The sequence below is a fragment of the Marinobacter sp. M3C genome, assembly GCF_023311895.1.
Classification (GTDB): Bacteria; Pseudomonadota; Gammaproteobacteria; order Pseudomonadales; family Oleiphilaceae; genus Marinobacter.
Genome location: NZ_CP092284.1, coordinates 2,301,498 through 2,318,420 on the forward strand (window position 1 = coordinate 2,301,498; position 16,923 = coordinate 2,318,420).

General features: G+C 52.7%; 16 protein-coding genes. 10 read left to right on the forward strand and 6 right to left on the reverse strand.

The genetic code is table 11. The features are described from left to right. Positions 1-13: 13 nt before the first annotated feature. From MIH18_RS10720 to MIH18_RS10735, 4 genes are all read left to right on the forward strand, one after another. A complete protein-coding gene (locus MIH18_RS10720) occupies positions 14-1,237 on the forward strand; it encodes a CaiB/BaiF CoA-transferase family protein (RefSeq protein WP_249007310.1) in 1,224 nt (407 codons plus the stop codon). A 45-nt stretch (positions 1,238-1,282) separates the two neighbouring features. Continuing rightward, a complete protein-coding gene (locus tag MIH18_RS10725) occupies positions 1,283-2,728 on the forward strand; it encodes an NAD-dependent succinate-semialdehyde dehydrogenase (protein WP_249014535.1) in 1,446 nt (481 codons plus the stop codon). Between the two features lie 30 nt (positions 2,729-2,758). Further along, positions 2,759-4,030 (forward strand): aspartate aminotransferase family protein, encoded by a 1,272-nt coding sequence (locus MIH18_RS10730; RefSeq protein WP_249014536.1) that lies wholly within the window; start codon positions 2,759-2,761, stop codon positions 4,028-4,030. A gap of 73 nt (positions 4,031-4,103) precedes the next feature. Further along, on the forward strand, positions 4,104-4,307 hold the full coding sequence (locus MIH18_RS10735) for a hypothetical protein (protein ID WP_249014537.1): 204 nt from the start codon (positions 4,104-4,106) through the stop codon (positions 4,305-4,307). A 203-nt stretch (positions 4,308-4,510) separates the two neighbouring features. On the opposite strand, the gene MIH18_RS10740 is transcribed toward MIH18_RS10735, so the two are convergent. Genes MIH18_RS10740 through MIH18_RS10750 form a run of 3 tightly spaced genes read right to left on the reverse strand, consistent with a single transcriptional unit; the run spans position 4,511 to position 9,126 of the window. Beyond that, positions 4,511-6,985 (reverse strand): EAL domain-containing protein, encoded by a 2,475-nt coding sequence (locus MIH18_RS10740; RefSeq protein ID WP_249014538.1) that lies wholly within the window; start codon positions 6,983-6,985, stop codon positions 4,511-4,513. A gap of 15 nt (positions 6,986-7,000) precedes the next feature. After that, complete coding sequence (locus MIH18_RS10745) at positions 7,001-8,068, reverse strand: spermidine/putrescine ABC transporter substrate-binding protein (protein ID WP_249014539.1); 1,068 nt, start codon at positions 8,066-8,068, stop codon at positions 7,001-7,003. 32 nt (positions 8,069-8,100) lie between these two features. Then, complete coding sequence (locus tag MIH18_RS10750) at positions 8,101-9,126, reverse strand: spermidine/putrescine ABC transporter substrate-binding protein (protein ID WP_249007304.1); 1,026 nt, start codon at positions 9,124-9,126, stop codon at positions 8,101-8,103. A gap of 557 nt (positions 9,127-9,683) precedes the next feature. On the opposite strand from MIH18_RS10750, the gene MIH18_RS10755 reads away from it, so the two are divergent. The 3 genes from MIH18_RS10755 to MIH18_RS10765 all read left to right on the forward strand — a co-directional run bounded on the left by MIH18_RS10755 (position 9,684) and on the right by MIH18_RS10765 (position 13,180). Continuing rightward, entirely contained in the window at positions 9,684-12,269 is a 2,586-nt protein-coding gene (locus tag MIH18_RS10755) for an EAL domain-containing protein (protein WP_249014540.1), read from the forward strand. 115 nt (positions 12,270-12,384) lie between these two features. Continuing rightward, entirely contained in the window at positions 12,385-12,597 is a 213-nt protein-coding gene (locus tag MIH18_RS10760; RefSeq protein ID WP_249007302.1) for a hypothetical protein, read from the forward strand. Positions 12,598-12,760: 163 nt separating this feature from the next. After that, positions 12,761-13,180: a hypothetical protein gene (locus tag MIH18_RS10765; protein ID WP_249007301.1), complete on the forward strand. Its 420-nt coding sequence runs from the start codon at positions 12,761-12,763 to the stop codon at positions 13,178-13,180. Between the two features lie 171 nt (positions 13,181-13,351). On the opposite strand, the gene MIH18_RS10770 is transcribed toward MIH18_RS10765, so the two are convergent. After that, positions 13,352-13,978 carry a heme-binding beta-barrel domain-containing protein gene (locus tag MIH18_RS10770; RefSeq protein ID WP_249007300.1) on the reverse strand — a complete coding sequence of 209 codons (627 nt, stop codon included), beginning with the start codon at positions 13,976-13,978 and terminating at the stop codon, positions 13,352-13,354. 237 nt (positions 13,979-14,215) lie between these two features. Between MIH18_RS10770 and MIH18_RS10775 the strand changes: the two genes are divergently transcribed. The 3 genes from MIH18_RS10775 to MIH18_RS10785 all read left to right on the forward strand — a co-directional run bounded on the left by MIH18_RS10775 (position 14,216) and on the right by MIH18_RS10785 (position 15,565). After that, positions 14,216-14,743 (forward strand): LuxR C-terminal-related transcriptional regulator, encoded by a 528-nt coding sequence (locus tag MIH18_RS10775; protein ID WP_249014541.1) that lies wholly within the window; start codon positions 14,216-14,218, stop codon positions 14,741-14,743. 151 nt (positions 14,744-14,894) lie between these two features. Then, a complete protein-coding gene (locus tag MIH18_RS10780) occupies positions 14,895-15,341 on the forward strand; it encodes a YaiI/YqxD family protein (RefSeq protein WP_249007298.1) in 447 nt (148 codons plus the stop codon). A gap of 32 nt (positions 15,342-15,373) precedes the next feature. Further along, positions 15,374-15,565 carry a hypothetical protein gene (locus MIH18_RS10785; RefSeq protein ID WP_249007297.1) on the forward strand — a complete coding sequence of 64 codons (192 nt, stop codon included), beginning with the start codon at positions 15,374-15,376 and terminating at the stop codon, positions 15,563-15,565. A gap of 11 nt (positions 15,566-15,576) precedes the next feature. Here the strand turns inward: MIH18_RS10785 and MIH18_RS10790 are convergent, their stop codons facing one another. Both MIH18_RS10790 and MIH18_RS10795 read right to left on the reverse strand, forming a co-directional pair. Then, complete coding sequence (locus MIH18_RS10790) at positions 15,577-16,092, reverse strand: CIA30 family protein (RefSeq protein ID WP_249007296.1); 516 nt, start codon at positions 16,090-16,092, stop codon at positions 15,577-15,579. A gap of 62 nt (positions 16,093-16,154) precedes the next feature. Beyond that, on the reverse strand, positions 16,155-16,919 hold the full coding sequence (locus tag MIH18_RS10795) for a sulfite exporter TauE/SafE family protein (RefSeq protein WP_249014542.1): 765 nt from the start codon (positions 16,917-16,919) through the stop codon (positions 16,155-16,157). Between the last annotated feature and the right edge of the window lie 4 nt (positions 16,920-16,923).

Genomic DNA, 16,923 nt, shown 5'->3' on the forward strand with positions numbered 1-16,923 from the left:
GCAGGTGTGCACCATGGCAGGTCCCTTAAAAGAGTTGCGCGTACTTGATCTTAGCCGCGTGTTGGCTGGCCCTTGGACAACCCAGATTCTGGCGGACATGGGGGCCGAGGTCATCAAGATCGAGAAGCCCGATAGCGGCGATGATACGCGCCACTGGGGGCCGCCCTGGCTCCAGGCCGCGGATGGCCAGGAAACCCGCGAGTCTGCTTATTACCTCGCGGCCAATCGCGGTAAACATTCACTAACAGTGGATATCAGTCAACCTGAAGGTCAGGCGCTGATTCGCGAACTCGCTTGCCAAAGCGACATTCTGGTCGAAAACTTCAAAAGCGGTGGTCTTGCGAAGAAGGGGTTGGACTACGCCACGCTCTCGGCGCTCAACCCGGGCTTGATTTATTGCTCAATCACGGGCTTCGGGCACACCGGGCCTATGTCAGAAATGCCGGGCTACGACTACCTGATTCAGGCCCAGGGCGGATTGATGAGCATTACCGGGGCGGCAGACGGCCAGCCTGGCGCCGGCCCCAAACGCGTTGGTGTAGCGGTGGCGGATTTAACCACCGGCATGAACGCCACCATCGCCATACTGGGCGCGTTATACCACCGGACACAAACAGGCGAAGGGCAGCATATCGATATAGCGCTGCTGGACGTACAGGTGAGCTGGCTCGCCAATCAGGCGCAAAACTACTTCTGCAGTGGCAAGCCCCCGGTACGTACCGGTGATTACCACCCCAACCTTGTCCCCTATCAGCCGTTTCCTACGTCTGACGGCCAGCAGATCATTATTGCCATCGGGAATAATGGACAGTTTCAGCGCTGGTGCGAGACCATTGGCCTCGGCGAGATTGCCCAAGACGTGCGTTTTGCGACCAATGCTGAGCGAGTGAAACACCGCGTTGAGCTCATCGAGATTTTAGTAAGCGTGACCAAAACACGCACGCTCAAACAGTGGACGGTGCTTCTCAACGAGATTGGCGTGCCCTGCGGTCCGATTCAGGACATCGCCCAGGTATTCGATGATCCGCAGGTTAAGGCGCGCGGAATGCAGATAACACTCGATTCCGCTTATGGCCCGGTGAAAGGGGTGGCCAATCCGATCAAATACTCGAAAACGACGATTGAATACCACAAAGCGCCGCCAGCGCTGGGCGAAGATACAGACGCCGTGCTTGAGCGTGTGTTGCAAAAATCCGCCAGTGAGATAGCAGCGCTAAAAACGAAAGGCGTGGTTTAGCGCCTGAAGCGTTTGCCGGCTTAAATAAAAACAAAGGAAAAGACCATGGAAACATTGCCCGATATTTTAATACCAAAAGCCTTTATTGGCGGTGAGTGGCGCGATGCGAAGACGTATTTTTCTGTCACAGACCCAGCCAATGGCAAGGTATTGGCGGAAATACCCGATTTAGGCCGTGAAGAAACGCTGGAAGCCGTAGCAGCGGCAGAAGCCGCCTGGCCGAACTGGAAGCGGCGAACCGCCAAAGAACGAGCGAACCTCTTGCGCGCCTGGTTTGAAGCCATCATGGCTCACCAGGAAGACCTCGCCCGGCTGATGACCTTGGAGCAAGGCAAGCCAATTGCGGAGTCACGGGGTGAGGTTGCCTACGGGGCTTCCTTCGTGGAGTTCTACGCTGAAGAAGCAAAGCGTATGGCCGGCGAAACCTTGCAAAGCCACGGTGTTGATAAGCGTATTCTGGTGTTTCGGGAATCAATCGGCGTTGTCGCGGCGGTAACGCCCTGGAACTTCCCGCTGGCGATGATTACCCGCAAATGCGCCCCGGCGTTAGCCGCAGGCTGCACAGTCGTGATCAAACCCGCAGAAGCGACACCCCTGACAGCTTTGGCACTTGTTCGTTTAGCGGAACTTGCCGGGCTTCCTGCCGGCGTCATTAACGTGATCACGGCCAGCCAGCCGGCCGCCGTGGGCGATGTGTTGACCACCGATCCCCGCGTACGCAAATTTTCGTTCACAGGTTCTACGGCGGTCGGCAAAAAGTTACTCGCCCAGTGCGCGGGTACCGTTAAAAAAGCGTCTATGGAATTGGGTGGCAACGCACCATTCATCGTGTTTGATGATGCCGACCTTGATGCTGCGGTAGAAGGTGCCATTGCTTCAAAGTACAGAAATTCCGGACAGACTTGCGTCTGTACCAACCGTTTTCTGGTTCAGTCCGGCGTTTATGATGCCTTCATCGAAAAGCTTGCAGCACGCGTCAAGCAGCTAAAAGTTGGCAATGGATTAGACGCAGGTGTGTTGCAAGGGCCGCTGATCAACCAGGCCGCGGTAGAGAAAATCGAAGCACATATTGCTGATGCACTGGAAAAGGGCGCGCGTTTGATATGCGGCGGCAAAGCCCATGCCCTGGGCGGCACCTTCTTTGAGCCGAGCATTATTGCAGATGCCACCAGTGACATGCGTGTGGCCCAGGAAGAGACCTTCGGTCCGTTAGCACCGGTATTCCGCTTTGACACCGACGAACAGGCCATCGCTATGGCGAATGCCACGAACTCTGGCCTGGCCGCTTACTTTTACGCAAAAGATTACCGGCGTATCTGGCACGTTATGGAAGGGCTGGAGTACGGCATGGTGGCCGTGAATGAAGGTATTCTGTCAACGGAACTGGCGCCTTTTGGCGGGGTGAAAGAGTCAGGGCTTGGGCGTGAAGGTTCCCGTCACGGGCTAGACGAGTTTACCGAGTTGAAATACGTGTGTGTGGGCGGTCTTTAAGCACCGCTGCCGACTGATAAGGAAAACTTGATGAATAACGCGCAATTGAACGAACTGAAAAACAAATATGTCGCCAACGGCGCCGCCAGCCCCGCCACACAGTTTGCGGATCGTGCAGAGAATGCCGTGATTTGGGACGCGGATGGCAATCGTATTATCGACTTCGCCGGTGGTATCGGGGTATTAAATATTGGCCATTGCCACCCGAAAGTTGTGGCGGCGGTACAGGCCCAGGTAGCAAACCTGATGCACACGTGTCAGATCGTGATTCCCTATGCAGGGTATGTCAAAGTTGCCGAGAAACTGAGCCAGTTGGCTCCAGTGCGCGGCCACGGCAAAGTTATGCTGGTGAACTCCGGTGCGGAAGCTCTGGAAAATGCGGTTAAGATTGCGCGGGCAGCAACAGGCAAAAACAACGTTATCTGCTTTGACGGCGGCTACCACGGCCGTACGCTTTTTACGATGGCAATGAACGGTAAAGTAGCCCCCTATGCCGGCGATTTTGGCACCATGCCGGGCAACGTGTTCCGTGCGCCCTACCCGGTGCCGTCTCTTGGCGTCAGCGAAGAAGAAGCGATTCGCAGATTGCACACAACGCTAAAGACCGATGCTAACCCACGCGACACAGCCGCGATCGTTATTGAACCGGTTCTGGGCGAAGGTGGTTTTCATCCCGCACCGGCGAGTTTCCTCAAAGCGATTCGCGACATCTGCGATGAGCACGGCATGCTGATGATCGTTGATGAAGTTCAGTCTGGCTTTGGCCGTACCGGAAAAATGTTCGCCATTGAACACAGTGGCGTACAGCCAGACCTGATAACCATGGCCAAGAGCATGGCGGCTGGCATGCCTATCTCTGCGATTGTGGGCACCGACAAGTATATGGACGCCTCTGGCCCGAACTCGCTGGGCGGAACCTACTCTGGAAGCCCCGCATCCTGCGCAGCCGTATTGGCCGTGCTTGAGGTGTTTGAAGAAGAAAACATTCTGGCGCGAAGCATGGCCCTGGGCGAGAAACTTGGGCAGCGCTTCACACAATGGCAGGAGCAATTTACCAGCGTTGAGAATGTGCGACACCTAGGTTCCATGGCGGCCTTCGATCTGGTCACAGCAGACCATAAACCAAACGCGGAACTGACGGCGGCCATGTGCACGCTAGCGCGCGAGAAGGGACTGATTCTGATTGCTTGTGGCTTCTACGGCAACACACTTCGTTTCCTGATGCCGGTCACCATTGAAGAAGAGGTACTAGACGAAGGCCTGGCAATCGTTGAAGCATGTCTTGCGGAGCTTGCAGCTTAAGCTCTCGCACCTATACAAGCTATTCCAGCGTTAACTATCCGGCTATAGTAGAGACATTTCCCGGAGGCAAAACATGAACATGTCTGAAAGAGGGAGTGGCACCAGTGTTTACTCCTGGAAGATGTCGGCGGTGCTGTCCGTCGCCTCTATCATTGGCGCAGTGGTCAGCTTCGGCGATGTCTCGCCAATTATCACAGGTTTGATGTTACTAGCCGCTGTTGGCTGGGCCTTTACCGCCAGGGACAACAGGCGCGAATTGGGGAAAAGCGAAGCCTAAACGTATTAGCTACGCATCAGCTCATCGAACGCCAAGCGAAACGCGCTCATTGCGCTAACCTGCAGTTTACTGAATTACCTCGAGCACGCCGGCGATTTCGCCGGACTCCTGTTCAAGCCGTTGAACCTGCCTTGAAGACGAGGTTACTATTTTTGAAATAGTGTCCTCCAATTTTTTATGTGCAAACGAATAACAACGCGTCTTCAGTATGGCTTGGGGAGTTCAATGTTTTTTCTACTCTTCAAAAACTCCGTCATCTCCGCTACTGGCAACGGCCGGCACAGCAGGTAGCCCTGAAGTTGATCACACCCTTCCTCCGCCAGACGAGCCGCTTGCTCGGGCGTTTCGACACCCTCAGCGGTTGACTGTAGCCCCAGACTTTTAGCAATAAACAGAACAGCCGAAACGATCGCGGCATCTTTCGGGTCTACCAGCATATCTCGCACGAAGCTTTTATCGATTTTGAGTTTGCCTATGGGCAGCTCCTGCAAAAGGCTCAAAGAAGAGTAGCCGGTACCAAAATCGTCCAGTGAAATAGTGATCCCTTTTTGACGCATTGCGTTCAAATCGCCGATGACTTCCGGCCGAATTCTCATCAGAGCGGTTTCTGTAATTTCGAGCTCCAACTGCCCAGCGCAAAGCCCGTTATCCTTCAACACCTGCTCGACAATCGTGACAAGGTCTTGGCGTTGTAACTGTATGGCAGAGACATTGACGGAAACACTGGCATCGGTGAACCCCGCGGCATGCCACGCGCTCAATTGACGCCCCGCCTCACGCAGAACCCACTCACCCAGCGGCAGGATTAAGCCGCTCTCCTCGGCGACAGGAATAAACCTGTCGGGCGGAATAATGCCCTCAAGCGGATCATGCCAGCGCAGCAGCGCTTCAAGCCCAACGATTTTGCCTGTTCTGGCCTGTACCAGCGGCTGATAATAAAGCACCAGCTCGTTGTTTTTTAATGCGCGCCTTAGCCGGCCTTCCAGCGATATGTGTTCGAGCGCCGCAAGATTGTAGGAAGCGGAATAAAACTGGTAATTGTTGCGCCCCTGCTCTTTGGCCTGATACATGGCGGCATCGGCGCGTTTTATCAGGTCATCCACATCGCTACCGTCCCCGGGGAACAGTGAAATCCCGATACTGCAACCGCTGTATATTTCGTTATCATTAAAATAAAACGGCAGCCTCATTATATCCAGAATACGCGAGGCAACCTTGGCCGCATCCCGGGAGCTGCCGACGCTCGATAGCAGAACGATAAACTCGTCGCCACCCAGGCGAGCGAGCACATCCGGCGCACTGTGAGAGACTTCCTGGTGGATAACGTCTTCCGCCCGCAGGACGACTTGAAGGCGAGTAGCCATTTCCATGAGGAGTTGATCGCCCACCTGATGCCCTAATGTGTCGTTCACTCGCTTGAAGTTGTCCAGGTCAAGGAACAATACGGCCATTCTACGGCTCTCACGGCGGGCAAAAGAGATCATTCGGCGAAGAGTCTGATGAGCCTGAAATCGATTAGGCAAACCTGTCAAGCTGTCGTGATAGGCTAAGCGTTCAACCTTGACCCGTGACTTTTCCAGGTTGCCTGCCATCTCCTGAAAGCTCAACGCCAGCTTGCCCAGCTCGTCGTTGGTCGATAACGCGATCTTCGGCGCCAGGTTTCCGCGCCCAATCTCGCGAACGGCGCCCATCAGCTGCTTCAATGGACGAACCATAAGAACATTCATGGAAATTAACAGCGCAAAAATCAGCAGCATTATCGTGCCAAGTACAATCCAGCCAACAATACTCCCCAACCGCTGACTTTCTTTAAGCAGCTCTTCCTTCGGCAGTATGCCGATCAGCAGCAGGCCCTCGTGCAAACGCCGGGTCGCTAACAGACTGTCCGCCTCTTGATAAAGCGCAGGCACCAACTGATCGCTTTTCCCGGTTTTTAAAGCCGCCTTCAACAGCGGCGCTGATATGGTCCGGCCCAGCTGGGAGGGGTCCTGATGGAAAAGAATCTCGCCGTTTTCATTAATAATAAGTGTATGACCTTTTTCGCCAATCCGGCTGTTGGCCATCTGCTCCGCCATAAAACTCAGCCCCATGGTGACGACCAGATAACCTCGCAGCGCCGGCTTGCCGTTTAGCGGGTCTTGAGTAGTCAGGTCGATCAGGCGAACGGGCCGAGCGACCTGTAGCGATACCGTATGGCTGTCAGGGGGAGTGGAAACCTGGACAAATGCATCGCCCTTGAACCGGCTGAGTTCTTGAAAGAACGGTGTATCGCCTTCTTCTTCGGTGATATTGGGTATCGGTATCAGGGTGGTACGAGCGTCTTCATAACCATCTGGTAGCAGGAAGCGGATCTCGGTGTAATCGGGATAGGCGCGCAAATAGCTGGAGAACAACTTCAACAACGAAGGCAGCATCAATACATACCGTTCTTCCTCGTCTTCCGTCAGCGCGTACGCACGCATCAACGAGGCATCGGCAAACAGTTTGGCGTTCGCCTTGGCAACGTCCTGATGCATCTGGAAATTGCGCGCCATTTGATCCATTAACGTTGTCATCTGGATCGAACTGCGCTCTACCGCGGTTGAACGTAGCTGTTCATAGGCAAGCCACCCTGTTATCAACAGCGGAATCACCGCTAGGGGTACAACAACCAACAGTACCTTGGCGTGAAGACGCATGTAGTAATACCCGATTCAGTTTACGAGGCGCGAAAAAATCGCTGCACGGGTTTTTTGCGTCCGGACGGGCAGGCGGTGGTAGGTTTCCGACTTTTCCAGCGCCTTATCGTTTGGGTAGATAACTGGATCGTTCTTGAACTCAGCCGGAAGCAATGCTTCGGCGGCCCGATTCGGCGTGGCAGAATAGACAAACTGCGCCAGCCGCGCCGCGATCTCCGGCTCGTTGAGAAAATTGATGAATTGTTTGGCGGCGGCCTTATTGGCAGAGGCACTGAGAACACTTATATAATCGACCCAGATATTACTGCCCTCCTTCGGGAGGACAAACGCAATTTCGTCATGGTGTTCCTGGACCATCGAGGCATAGGAGTTATACATCATGCTCATGGCGACCTGACCATTCACCAAAGCGGAATTTGCATCCCGGGAAACGGCTTTGTAGGTTTTAACGGCCGGCGCCTGCGCCTGGAGTAGCGCCTCGGCTTCCTTGAGCTCTTGTATGTCGGTGCTGTTGAGCGAATAACCCAATGCCTTCAGTGCCACGCCAATCAGGTCTCTGGTGCCGCTGATCATCGCCACCCTGCCATGCAGTTCCTCAGCGGGCTGCAACAAATCCATCCAGCTTGTAATCGGAAAAGCTACCAGGTCCTGGCGGTAGGCTATACCCAGCGTTCCCCAGAAGTAAGGCACGCCGTACACTTCGGCCTCCTCGTGGACAGTGCGCCAGCGCGGATCGATATATGCCAGGTTGGGAATATCCATTTCATCAATAGGTTCAAGCCAGCCACATTTTGCCAGAATCCGAATCGAGGGACCATCGATAATCGCCAGATCAAAGCCTCTACCCCCCGTTCCAAGCAAAAGTTCATCCCGGGCGGCATCAGACTCGAAATAGGTTTGTTTCACCGTAACGCCGGTGCGTTGCTTGAATTCCTTCAGAATCTGCGGATCCATATAATCCGACCAATTAAGGAATAACAGTTCCGTTGGCTCTGATGCATGTAGCGGACAGCTGAGCACAATCAAAGTAAACGCCAGGCTCAAGGCCTTGCATTTGCCTATGCAGGCTTTGTTTTTATTCATAATAACAGGCCAATAAGATGAGGGTTCGGCGATCAGTAGACAATCCGAGAGAAAATGGCCGCGCGATTCTTATGAGCCCGAGGTGGCAAGCGACGATAGGCTTCCGAATTTTCCAGCGCCTCGCCACTCGGGTAGATAACAGGATCATTCCTGAAATCCACCGGCAACAATGCTTCAGCGGCTAGGTTAGGCGTCGCATAGTAGACGTACTGCGCAAGCCGCGCGGCTATCTCCGGCTCATTAAGAAAATTGATGAACCGTTTGGCTTCAGCCTTTCGGGGGGAGGCGCTAAGAACGCTCAGATAATCGGTCCAGATATTGCCGCCCTCTTTGGGAAGTACAAAAGCAATATTGTCGTTATATTCCTGCAACATCCGGGTATCGCCGTTGTACATCATGCTCATGACAACCTCGCCGGTTAACAACGCGGAATCTTCGTTCAGGGAAAGATAGCGGTAGGTGTTAACCGCCGGAGCCTGTGCTTCCAACAGCGCCTCGGCCTCTTTCATCTCATCCTCGTTGGTGCTGTTGAGCGAGTAACCCAAAGCCTTGAGAGCGGCACCGATCATATCCGCGCTGTCGCCAATCATGCTGATTTTACCGTGCAGTTCCTCTACCGGCTGTAACAGGTCCATCCAGCTTGAAACGGCGAAGGGAACCAGATCCTGACGATAAACAATACCAATCGTACCCCAGAAATAGGGCACGCCGAAATCTTCGGCTTTTTCAAATTCGATGCGCCGACGTGGATCAATGTGCTTCAGATTAGGGACACTCGACTCATCAAGGCGCTCGAGCCAACCGCGTTTCGCCAGAATTCTGATGGAAGCGCCATTGATGAGCGCCACATCGAAGCCTTTACCTTCGGTGTCGAGCAGAAGTTCGTCCCTGACAGTGTCAGAATCGAAATAGCTTTGCTTTACCGTGATACCTGTGAGCTGTTCGAATTCCGCGATAATTTCCGGATCCATATAATTTGGCCAGTTCAGGAACACCAGTTCCTTCGATTCTGCCGCTTGCGCAAAAACAGCGGTAAAGAGCAAAAAAAATGTGATCACTTTAGCCTTACGAAAACACATGACGTTCCCCATCGATCACAAACAACAGTCCTGTCGTTAACTCATTTCAGATAATAATCTACGGTTGTATTCAGCCACAATTGGCGATATTCCGCCGTTGAACCTGTGGGGCCATTGTCAGCCATAGTAACCCACACGACCTGAAAAAAATCAGCGCCTCCTGAAACTTCGCCATTGCCCGCCCGTAGCTGTCAGTAGCACATCCTCAAAAGGTTCCAACTGGGTGGGCACAACCAACCGTTAGGAGTGCGCCAAAGACGACGGTATGAAAACCGGAGCGTTTGAATATACCTTGGGCGCCAAAGAAGATGGCCCCATCAAGAAAGATGGCAAGCTGGTGATGTCTACCATCACCGCGCAGTAATTCTGTCGGGCACGTCAAACCTGAAAGACGAATTTTACAAAAATTAATCCAATCTGCCTAACTTAAAAAGTGGTACCGTTATGCTGTCTGCCGAAAGGCTCTAAACTGCTCTGAAGATTGTGCGTTAAGCGCTTCCCGCTCAGAGCTCCAACTCTGAGCGGGGTACTTCGTTATGAGCGACATTGAATTTTCTGTGCTGGAAGCGCAGCAGAAAATCCATGAACTGATTGCACAGCACCACCCGCTAGAACAGACCCTAGATGCAATAGCCGACTGGGTCAGAAGCATGATGCCCAGCGCACTGGTGTCGATCATGGGCTTTCATCCGGACACCAACAGCTTGAGCCTGATGCCCAGCGGCCGGTTTTCTGACGATTATTTTCGGGCCATGCAGGATATTCCGGTATCTGAGAACGTGGGCACCTGCGGCACGGGTGCATTCACCAAACAACTGGTTGTTACCGACAACATTCAGCAGGACACCCGTTGGGACGGTTTCCACGACATCGCCAAGGCAGAGGGCGTACAAGCCTGCTGGTCTATGCCAATTTTAACCTCTGACAATGAACTCTTGGGCACCTTTGCCATCTACCATCCTGCACCCGCTAGCCCGACCGCAGAAGCTCGGCGCAATCTAGCCCGGGGCGCTGCTCTCGCAGCACTGGCCATTCTTCGCCACCGAGATGCTGAAGACCATTTGGTTCTCTCCGAGTGGCACCAGTCTCTGATCGATAACCACCCTGATTGCGTGTACACCTTTGATCTAGATGGCTACGTTTTAAGTTGTAGCACGGCGGTGGAGCGCGTTACCGGTTATACCGCCGATAGCGTACCAGGGCGGCACTTCGAATTCTTCGTTGAACCCGACTACCGCGCACTGACCCAGGTGGCGTTCGACAGAGCCCGAAACGGTGAGGCCCTCACCTACGAAACCGTGGCCAGCCACGCATCCGGCCACCCCTATCCCATGGAGATCACCAACTTCCCGGTCACCATTCGGGGTGAGATCGTTGGCGTTTACGGTATCTGTCGGGACATTACCGAACGCAAAAATCAGGATGCCGAACTGCACTTACTCAAACGCGGCATTGAGGCAAGCCCCAACGGTATCGTTATGGCAGACGCACGCAGCCCAGGCCTGCCGGTGGTCTATGCCAGCCCGGCGTTTTCCGAAATAACCGGCTATACCCACAGCGAAATCGTTGGGCATAGCTGGCACGTTCTTCATGGCGAAAACACGTCACCGGAAGCCGTCGAAGCCATAGAGCGCGGTTTGCGCCATCAAACCGAGATTAACGTTGAGCTGATTAACTATCAGAAAGACGGCACGCCTTTTTGGAACCATCTGCGGGTCAGCCCCGTGTTTGACACGGATGGCCTTTGCACTCACTTCATTGGCCACCAACAGGATATTACCCATCACAAACAGCAGGAAGCGAAGATTACCTTCCAGGCAACCCATGATCTGGTCACCGGCTTGCCTAACGAGGCCTCGTTTAAAGAGACACTGCGTGATGCTCTTGCGGCCGATGGTGAGCGTGGGTCGTTAGTTGCCATGTGTCTAGGGCTAGATGGGTTCAAGCCCATCAATAAAGAACTGGGGCATCCTGTTGGCGACCAGATACTCAGGACCATTGGCCAGCGCCTGACCGCTCTGATCATGCCAGAGGTGACCGTCGCCCGGCTGGACGGAGATGAATTTGGCCTGTTGGTACCCGGCTACACCTACCGGAACGACGTCATTTATCTGGCCGAGCGCATCCTGGAACACCTTGCACAGCCGATCGACGTGGATGGCCAGATGGTTCACATCAGCGTCAGTATCGGAATTGCCTGTAACGGCGCGCATCCGGGCGCACCCCAAGAACTGCTTCAGTTTGCCGGCCTCGCCCTGGAACGAGCCAAACGGCAGGGACGAAACACTTGGCAGTGGTACAGCAGTCATAAAATCGAGCGCAGCCAGAACAGCGTGAACCTGAGGCATGATCTTCACGCCGCGCTGAATGAAAATCAGTTTGAAATCTATTACCAGCCCCTGGTGGACGCCGTTACCGGGCGCATACGCAGCGTAGAAGCATTGGTGCGCTGGCATCACCCTACCCGGGGGATGGTCGCCCCCGGTGAATTCATTTCACTGGCCGAGCAGACCGGACAGATCGTGCCTCTGGGCCTTTGGATTCTCAGGCAGGCCTGCGCAGAAATGGCGGATTTCAATGCCAACCGGGAACGGGCATTGCGAGTTGCCGTCAACATCTCCTCTCTACAATTTATTCGTGACGGCTTTCTTGACGACGTCCGCCGGGTGCTCAACGAAACCGGCATCCCACCCCAACTACTGGAACTGGAAGTGACCGAAAGCGTCTTGCTGGACGGCACGGCACCCGTCATTGAACTGATGGAAACTTTGAAAGCCCTGGGCGTGCGCGTCGCTCTGGATGATTTTGGAACGGGCTATTCCAGCCTGAGCTATCTTCGGGACCTGCCCGTTCACAAAGTGAAACTTGACCGCAGTTTTGTGGAGAAAGCCGCAACCGATCACCGGTTTGCGGCCATCGTCCAGGGCGTCATCACGATGGCCCACCACATGGATATGATCGTGGTTGCAGAAGGAATAGAAACACGGGAGCAGCAGGAAGACCTGGCCCGCAGGCACTGCGATATTTTGCAAGGGTACCTATTTGCCCGACCAATGCCTTTGGCTGAATTGAAGAAACTGCCTGATCTTTTGCCGGTAGATGCCTTGAAGGGAAGAAGTTGAAAGGAAAACCGGGACAGATCTCATTATTCATCCTGTTGCCTTTGCTCAAGACTGTTCGTTTCATTCCTGGCACCCGTTCGTCGTTACCCGAGCTCCGGAAAACCAAGTTTATTTTATGAGTTTAAATCGTGGTGAACCACATTTTGGTCAGTCAATCATCTGCTCTCCCTGGGTAGACGACAGAATAAAACCTACCGTATTTGGCCAGTCCAAGGAGTGTCGCGTGATCAACATCGATCTCGAACGGATCAAACAGGTTCGTCGGGATATTCCGTTCCGCAAGGATACACTGGAAACGTACCAGGCCCTTCCGGTACGGCGATCTTGAGGCCCAGCCGAGCTGCACCTTGAACCAAGCCGTACCTGGCGGGTCACTATGACTGAGCAGGAGGAAGGTCTGGCTCCGGTTCAGTGGCGCTCTGCTTTCAGCTTCCTGTCAGTTACGCCTGATATTGTAGAGCCTGCATCGAATATCAGAAGGAAAATTAATAATGGAAAATTTGATCTCAAATTCATCTTTTACTAGACCTGTAGCATTAATCTGGCCGGCCAAGCTGCGCTTAACCCACTGGCTAATCGCGCTGTCTCTGCTTGGCGGGGTAAGCCTTACTCAGCATGGTGAGTACGGACATTCTGAACTGGGCTGGATGGCTCTAGGGCTTTTGTTTGCCACTCAACTTAGATCTAACCAGGCGACTCTTTCCAGCCTGGCACTGTGGTTTATTACTGCTGTTTTGGTAGCTATTAATCTGAGCGGCTCAATAGCGCCCAATCAAACTATGCATATATCAGTTACTCTGATAGGCGTTCTACTTGGTGCATTTTATTTTGCAACAGTTGTCCTCGAAACAATTAACTGGTTAAGCGTCAGCCAATCGAAGAAAGATCCCGGAAAACCATTAACAGTATAAGATAAATTGCACTAACCTGGCTTTCCATTCGATATCAAATGCAGAAAATTTTTTCGTATAGGAAGAGATTTATTGTTATCGCAATTATGACTTTTAAGCTATAAAAAAGCCCCACCTTGGTACCCATTACCAACCAAGGCGGGGCTTTCTGAAAAAATACTTACAACGTTATTAACGTACTCTCTTTAGTTTTGCGGCATCGGTATGAATAAAGTCTTTGCCATAGATATTGAGTTTTGTTGTTTGTGCGTAAGATAGGGTATTGGCACCGATGTCCATAGTCATGGAGAACGCTTGAGTCGTGGCATTTTCATTCATATATGAGGATTCTGAAATACCTCGATCAGGCGCGGTCAGCGTCATTTTTTTTCCAGCCTTACCCTCTGCTACAACGCAAACCGCTCTCGGTACGCAGTAGGAGTTGTACACCATCTGATTTTCTTTATCGTAAATCAGATAACCACGTTGATCATGAAACTTAGCATCATCGCGTTGTCTAAACACTTCTTGCTTGTAGTAGATTGCAACGAGAGACTGGTCGCTAGCATTGACGGCATCTGCGGCGGCTTCAAATGTTCTTACTTCGTAGAACGGCTCTACAGCTTGACCACCTTGCCCTGCAGCGGAATCTGTTCTTCCGGGTGCTAGGTCAACGCCAGGGCTAACCGTCTTCCATGAGCCGATGAGGGGTTGTAGTGGTCCGAAATCAGGTTCTTCTGCTGCGGCGAATCCGTTGAAGGACATTGATAAAGTAATTGATGTCAGGAGGATCACCGGTAGGGATCTAAAAGTTTTCATCTTTATTTCCATTTAAATGTTATTAGGAAAGGATACCTGGAGTTCGTTTTGGTGAGTACAACTCAGGCCTGAAACCAGATTTGATCTTACGTAATAACTGCCTGTGGCTCTATGGGAGCTGTATCCTTATGTAGCTCTAAGCGATTGTTTTTTTACGCATGGGATATATATCACATACCTGAAATGGACATTAGAGTATGCGCAATCAAGCCCCCGGAGATGCAAGGTAAACTACTAATGAGACTCAATATTGAAGGCGTAATGATCGACGCAGGGAAATGGGACTTGATTACCCGGCTATTTTTTGTACTAATATTGATCACTAGCATAACGGACATAGTGACCAGTTTGTGGCTGGAGATAGACTCCTTACACATTGTGCAAGAGTTTGTTGTTTGTGTATTAACACTATCGTTGTTGCTAATGTTGTTTTTAAATAGTCGAGCCCATGCAACGCGAAATAGGCAGTTACGGAAAGAACTGGATGAAGCCAAAATTTATTCAGCGCAGGCATCTAAAGAGCTAATTTCTGCCAAACGAATTTTTGGTGAGGAAATATCAAATCAGTTCTCAAGCTGGGGCCTGACAAACAGTGAGTCAGACATCGCCTTGTTTACCTTAAAGGGCTTTAGTGCCAAGGAAATTGCTGACTTCAGAAACGTTTCTGAAAAGACCGTTCGAAATCAGTTAACCAGCATTTACAAAAAATCCGCCACCACAAGTAATGTCAGTTTTATCGCGTGGTTTATGGAAGATTTGTTGTAAGAAATCTGACCATTCCCTACATCAACGTCCAACCGTTTTTCTTCGAGATTACAAATGTGCAAAAAAATCACCTAACAACGGTCATTCGGCGCCCATCCGTCTAAGGCATCTGCTAAATTAACGACTAAACACCCACACCAAGGAATTCGTCATGGCCATATGGGTTGACGCCGACGCCTGCCCGGTGCCCATTCGCGAAATTATCTGCCGCGCGGCAGCGCGCTGGAAGGTAGACATCACGTTCATTGCCAACCACGTTGTTCCATTGCCACCGGGTCCGTTTATTCACACCCGCCAAGTGATGCAGGGGTTTGACGTGGCAGACAATGAAATTATGGATCAACTTAAAGCAGGGGATCTGGTAATCACACAAGATATCCCGCTGGCCGCAGAAGCCATTGAAAAGGGGGCAGATGTATTCAACCCCAGAGGCCAGGCATTCACCAAAGAGAATATTCGCCAACGCCTGGCCATGCGCAATTTTATGGAAGAGATGCGCAACGCCGGCCAGGTTACCGGCGGCCCTGCGCCCTTCGGCCAGAGCGACCGCAAAGAATTTGCGGACAAACTGGACCGCTGGCTGCAACGCAATCGATAGTTTTTTGTCGAAAACGGAACCGGGAGACTCCTATGCGAGTTTTAGAGCAAGCTGTTATCAGTTTTGTCTTATTGGCCTGGGCCCGTTCACCCACAGACCGGCGAAATCTGGACCCACGAACACGGCCCCGCGGCGGCTATGTCCGGTTTGGCCCTGACGGCGCTTTGTGGCTGCTGAGCGATGCCCGTAAGGGCAAACTTTACCGTATGGCACCCGCACAATAGTGCGGGTGGGCTTATTCCGCCCTGATCCATTCAACCCGCAACTCGAACGCACCCGCGCGCTTGTCGCCCAGTAGCAAGCCAATGGCTTCTACATGTTCAACATCCAGAGGTGGGCCGGAAAGCGCGCGGCCACGAAAATGCGGACTGAGCTGGGAAATCAGGATAACCGGCTCTGTCCACTCGCCTGCGAGTGTCGGGAACTCGGCGGTATAAGCAATGGGTGATTGGCCATAACGGGCGTCGGTGTATAGCCTGAGCTGGTAATTGCGACCATCGCCTTTCACCCGCAGTCGCAGCGAATGAAAGGCACTCACGTTAAACTGGTGGCCACTGCTTTTCACCGACGAAAAACCACCGTTGTTCTCCAGCGATATCTGTCCGGAAAAAATCAGCTGGCCGTCCACAATTGCTGGTCCCCCGCGGGATTCGCCACCCATGACGCCGTCGTTAACCGCGTACCACTCAGGCGCGGGCGAGGTCGCAGAAAAATCCACCAAGGTGTAACCACTATTCGCTTTTGTATTCACTGGTTTGTGCTCCTTTAAAAAGATCACTAAGACGCAAAACGTACATCCATAATTAGTCAGAGTCACAGAAAAAGAGCAGTAAGCGCTGAACAGGCAATCAAGCCCAGCGTCAGCTTGCGAAACAACTGCTCGGAAGCCAGATGAAACAAACGGCTACCCAACCATGCTCCGAACATCATCGGTATCAACGCGATAGCACAAAGCGACAACCACGCCATTTCAACCCGGCCCTGTTGCACCGTATAGAAGGCTACCAGCACGCTATCAATTAGCATGAAATACACGATCAGGGTGGCCCGCACCGTAAACGCCGGCGCAGACGTACGCATCATCAACAACACCGCAGGTGGCCCGCTCATACCGCTGATACTACCAAACAAGCCAGACAAACTGCCCGCCAGATAGTTGTGTCGGACCGAGGCTGCTATCGGTTCCGCTTTTAGCCGGCTCTGCAGGGCCATTAGCCCCACGAACACCAGCACTGTGATGGCTACCAGTGTCGCCAGCGTGTCACTGGGCAACAGTCGCATCAGAACAAAACCAGCCAAGCTGCCAATAATCGCGGCCAACAGCATCTGCCGCACCATTACGCCAAGAGCGTCTTTATAAACGCTGCGAACCAGCGGCAGCGCGATCATAAGATCCGCCAGCAACACGACGGGCACGGCGATTACCGGACCATACAACGCACTGAACACCGGTGCCATGATCATGACCGAACCGAATCCGGAAAACCCGCGCACCATACCGGCGACAAAACACACCACTAAAAGCAAAATAACGCTGAATCCCGAGTCCGGGAGCGCATTGGATAAGCTAAGAAGCACGAAG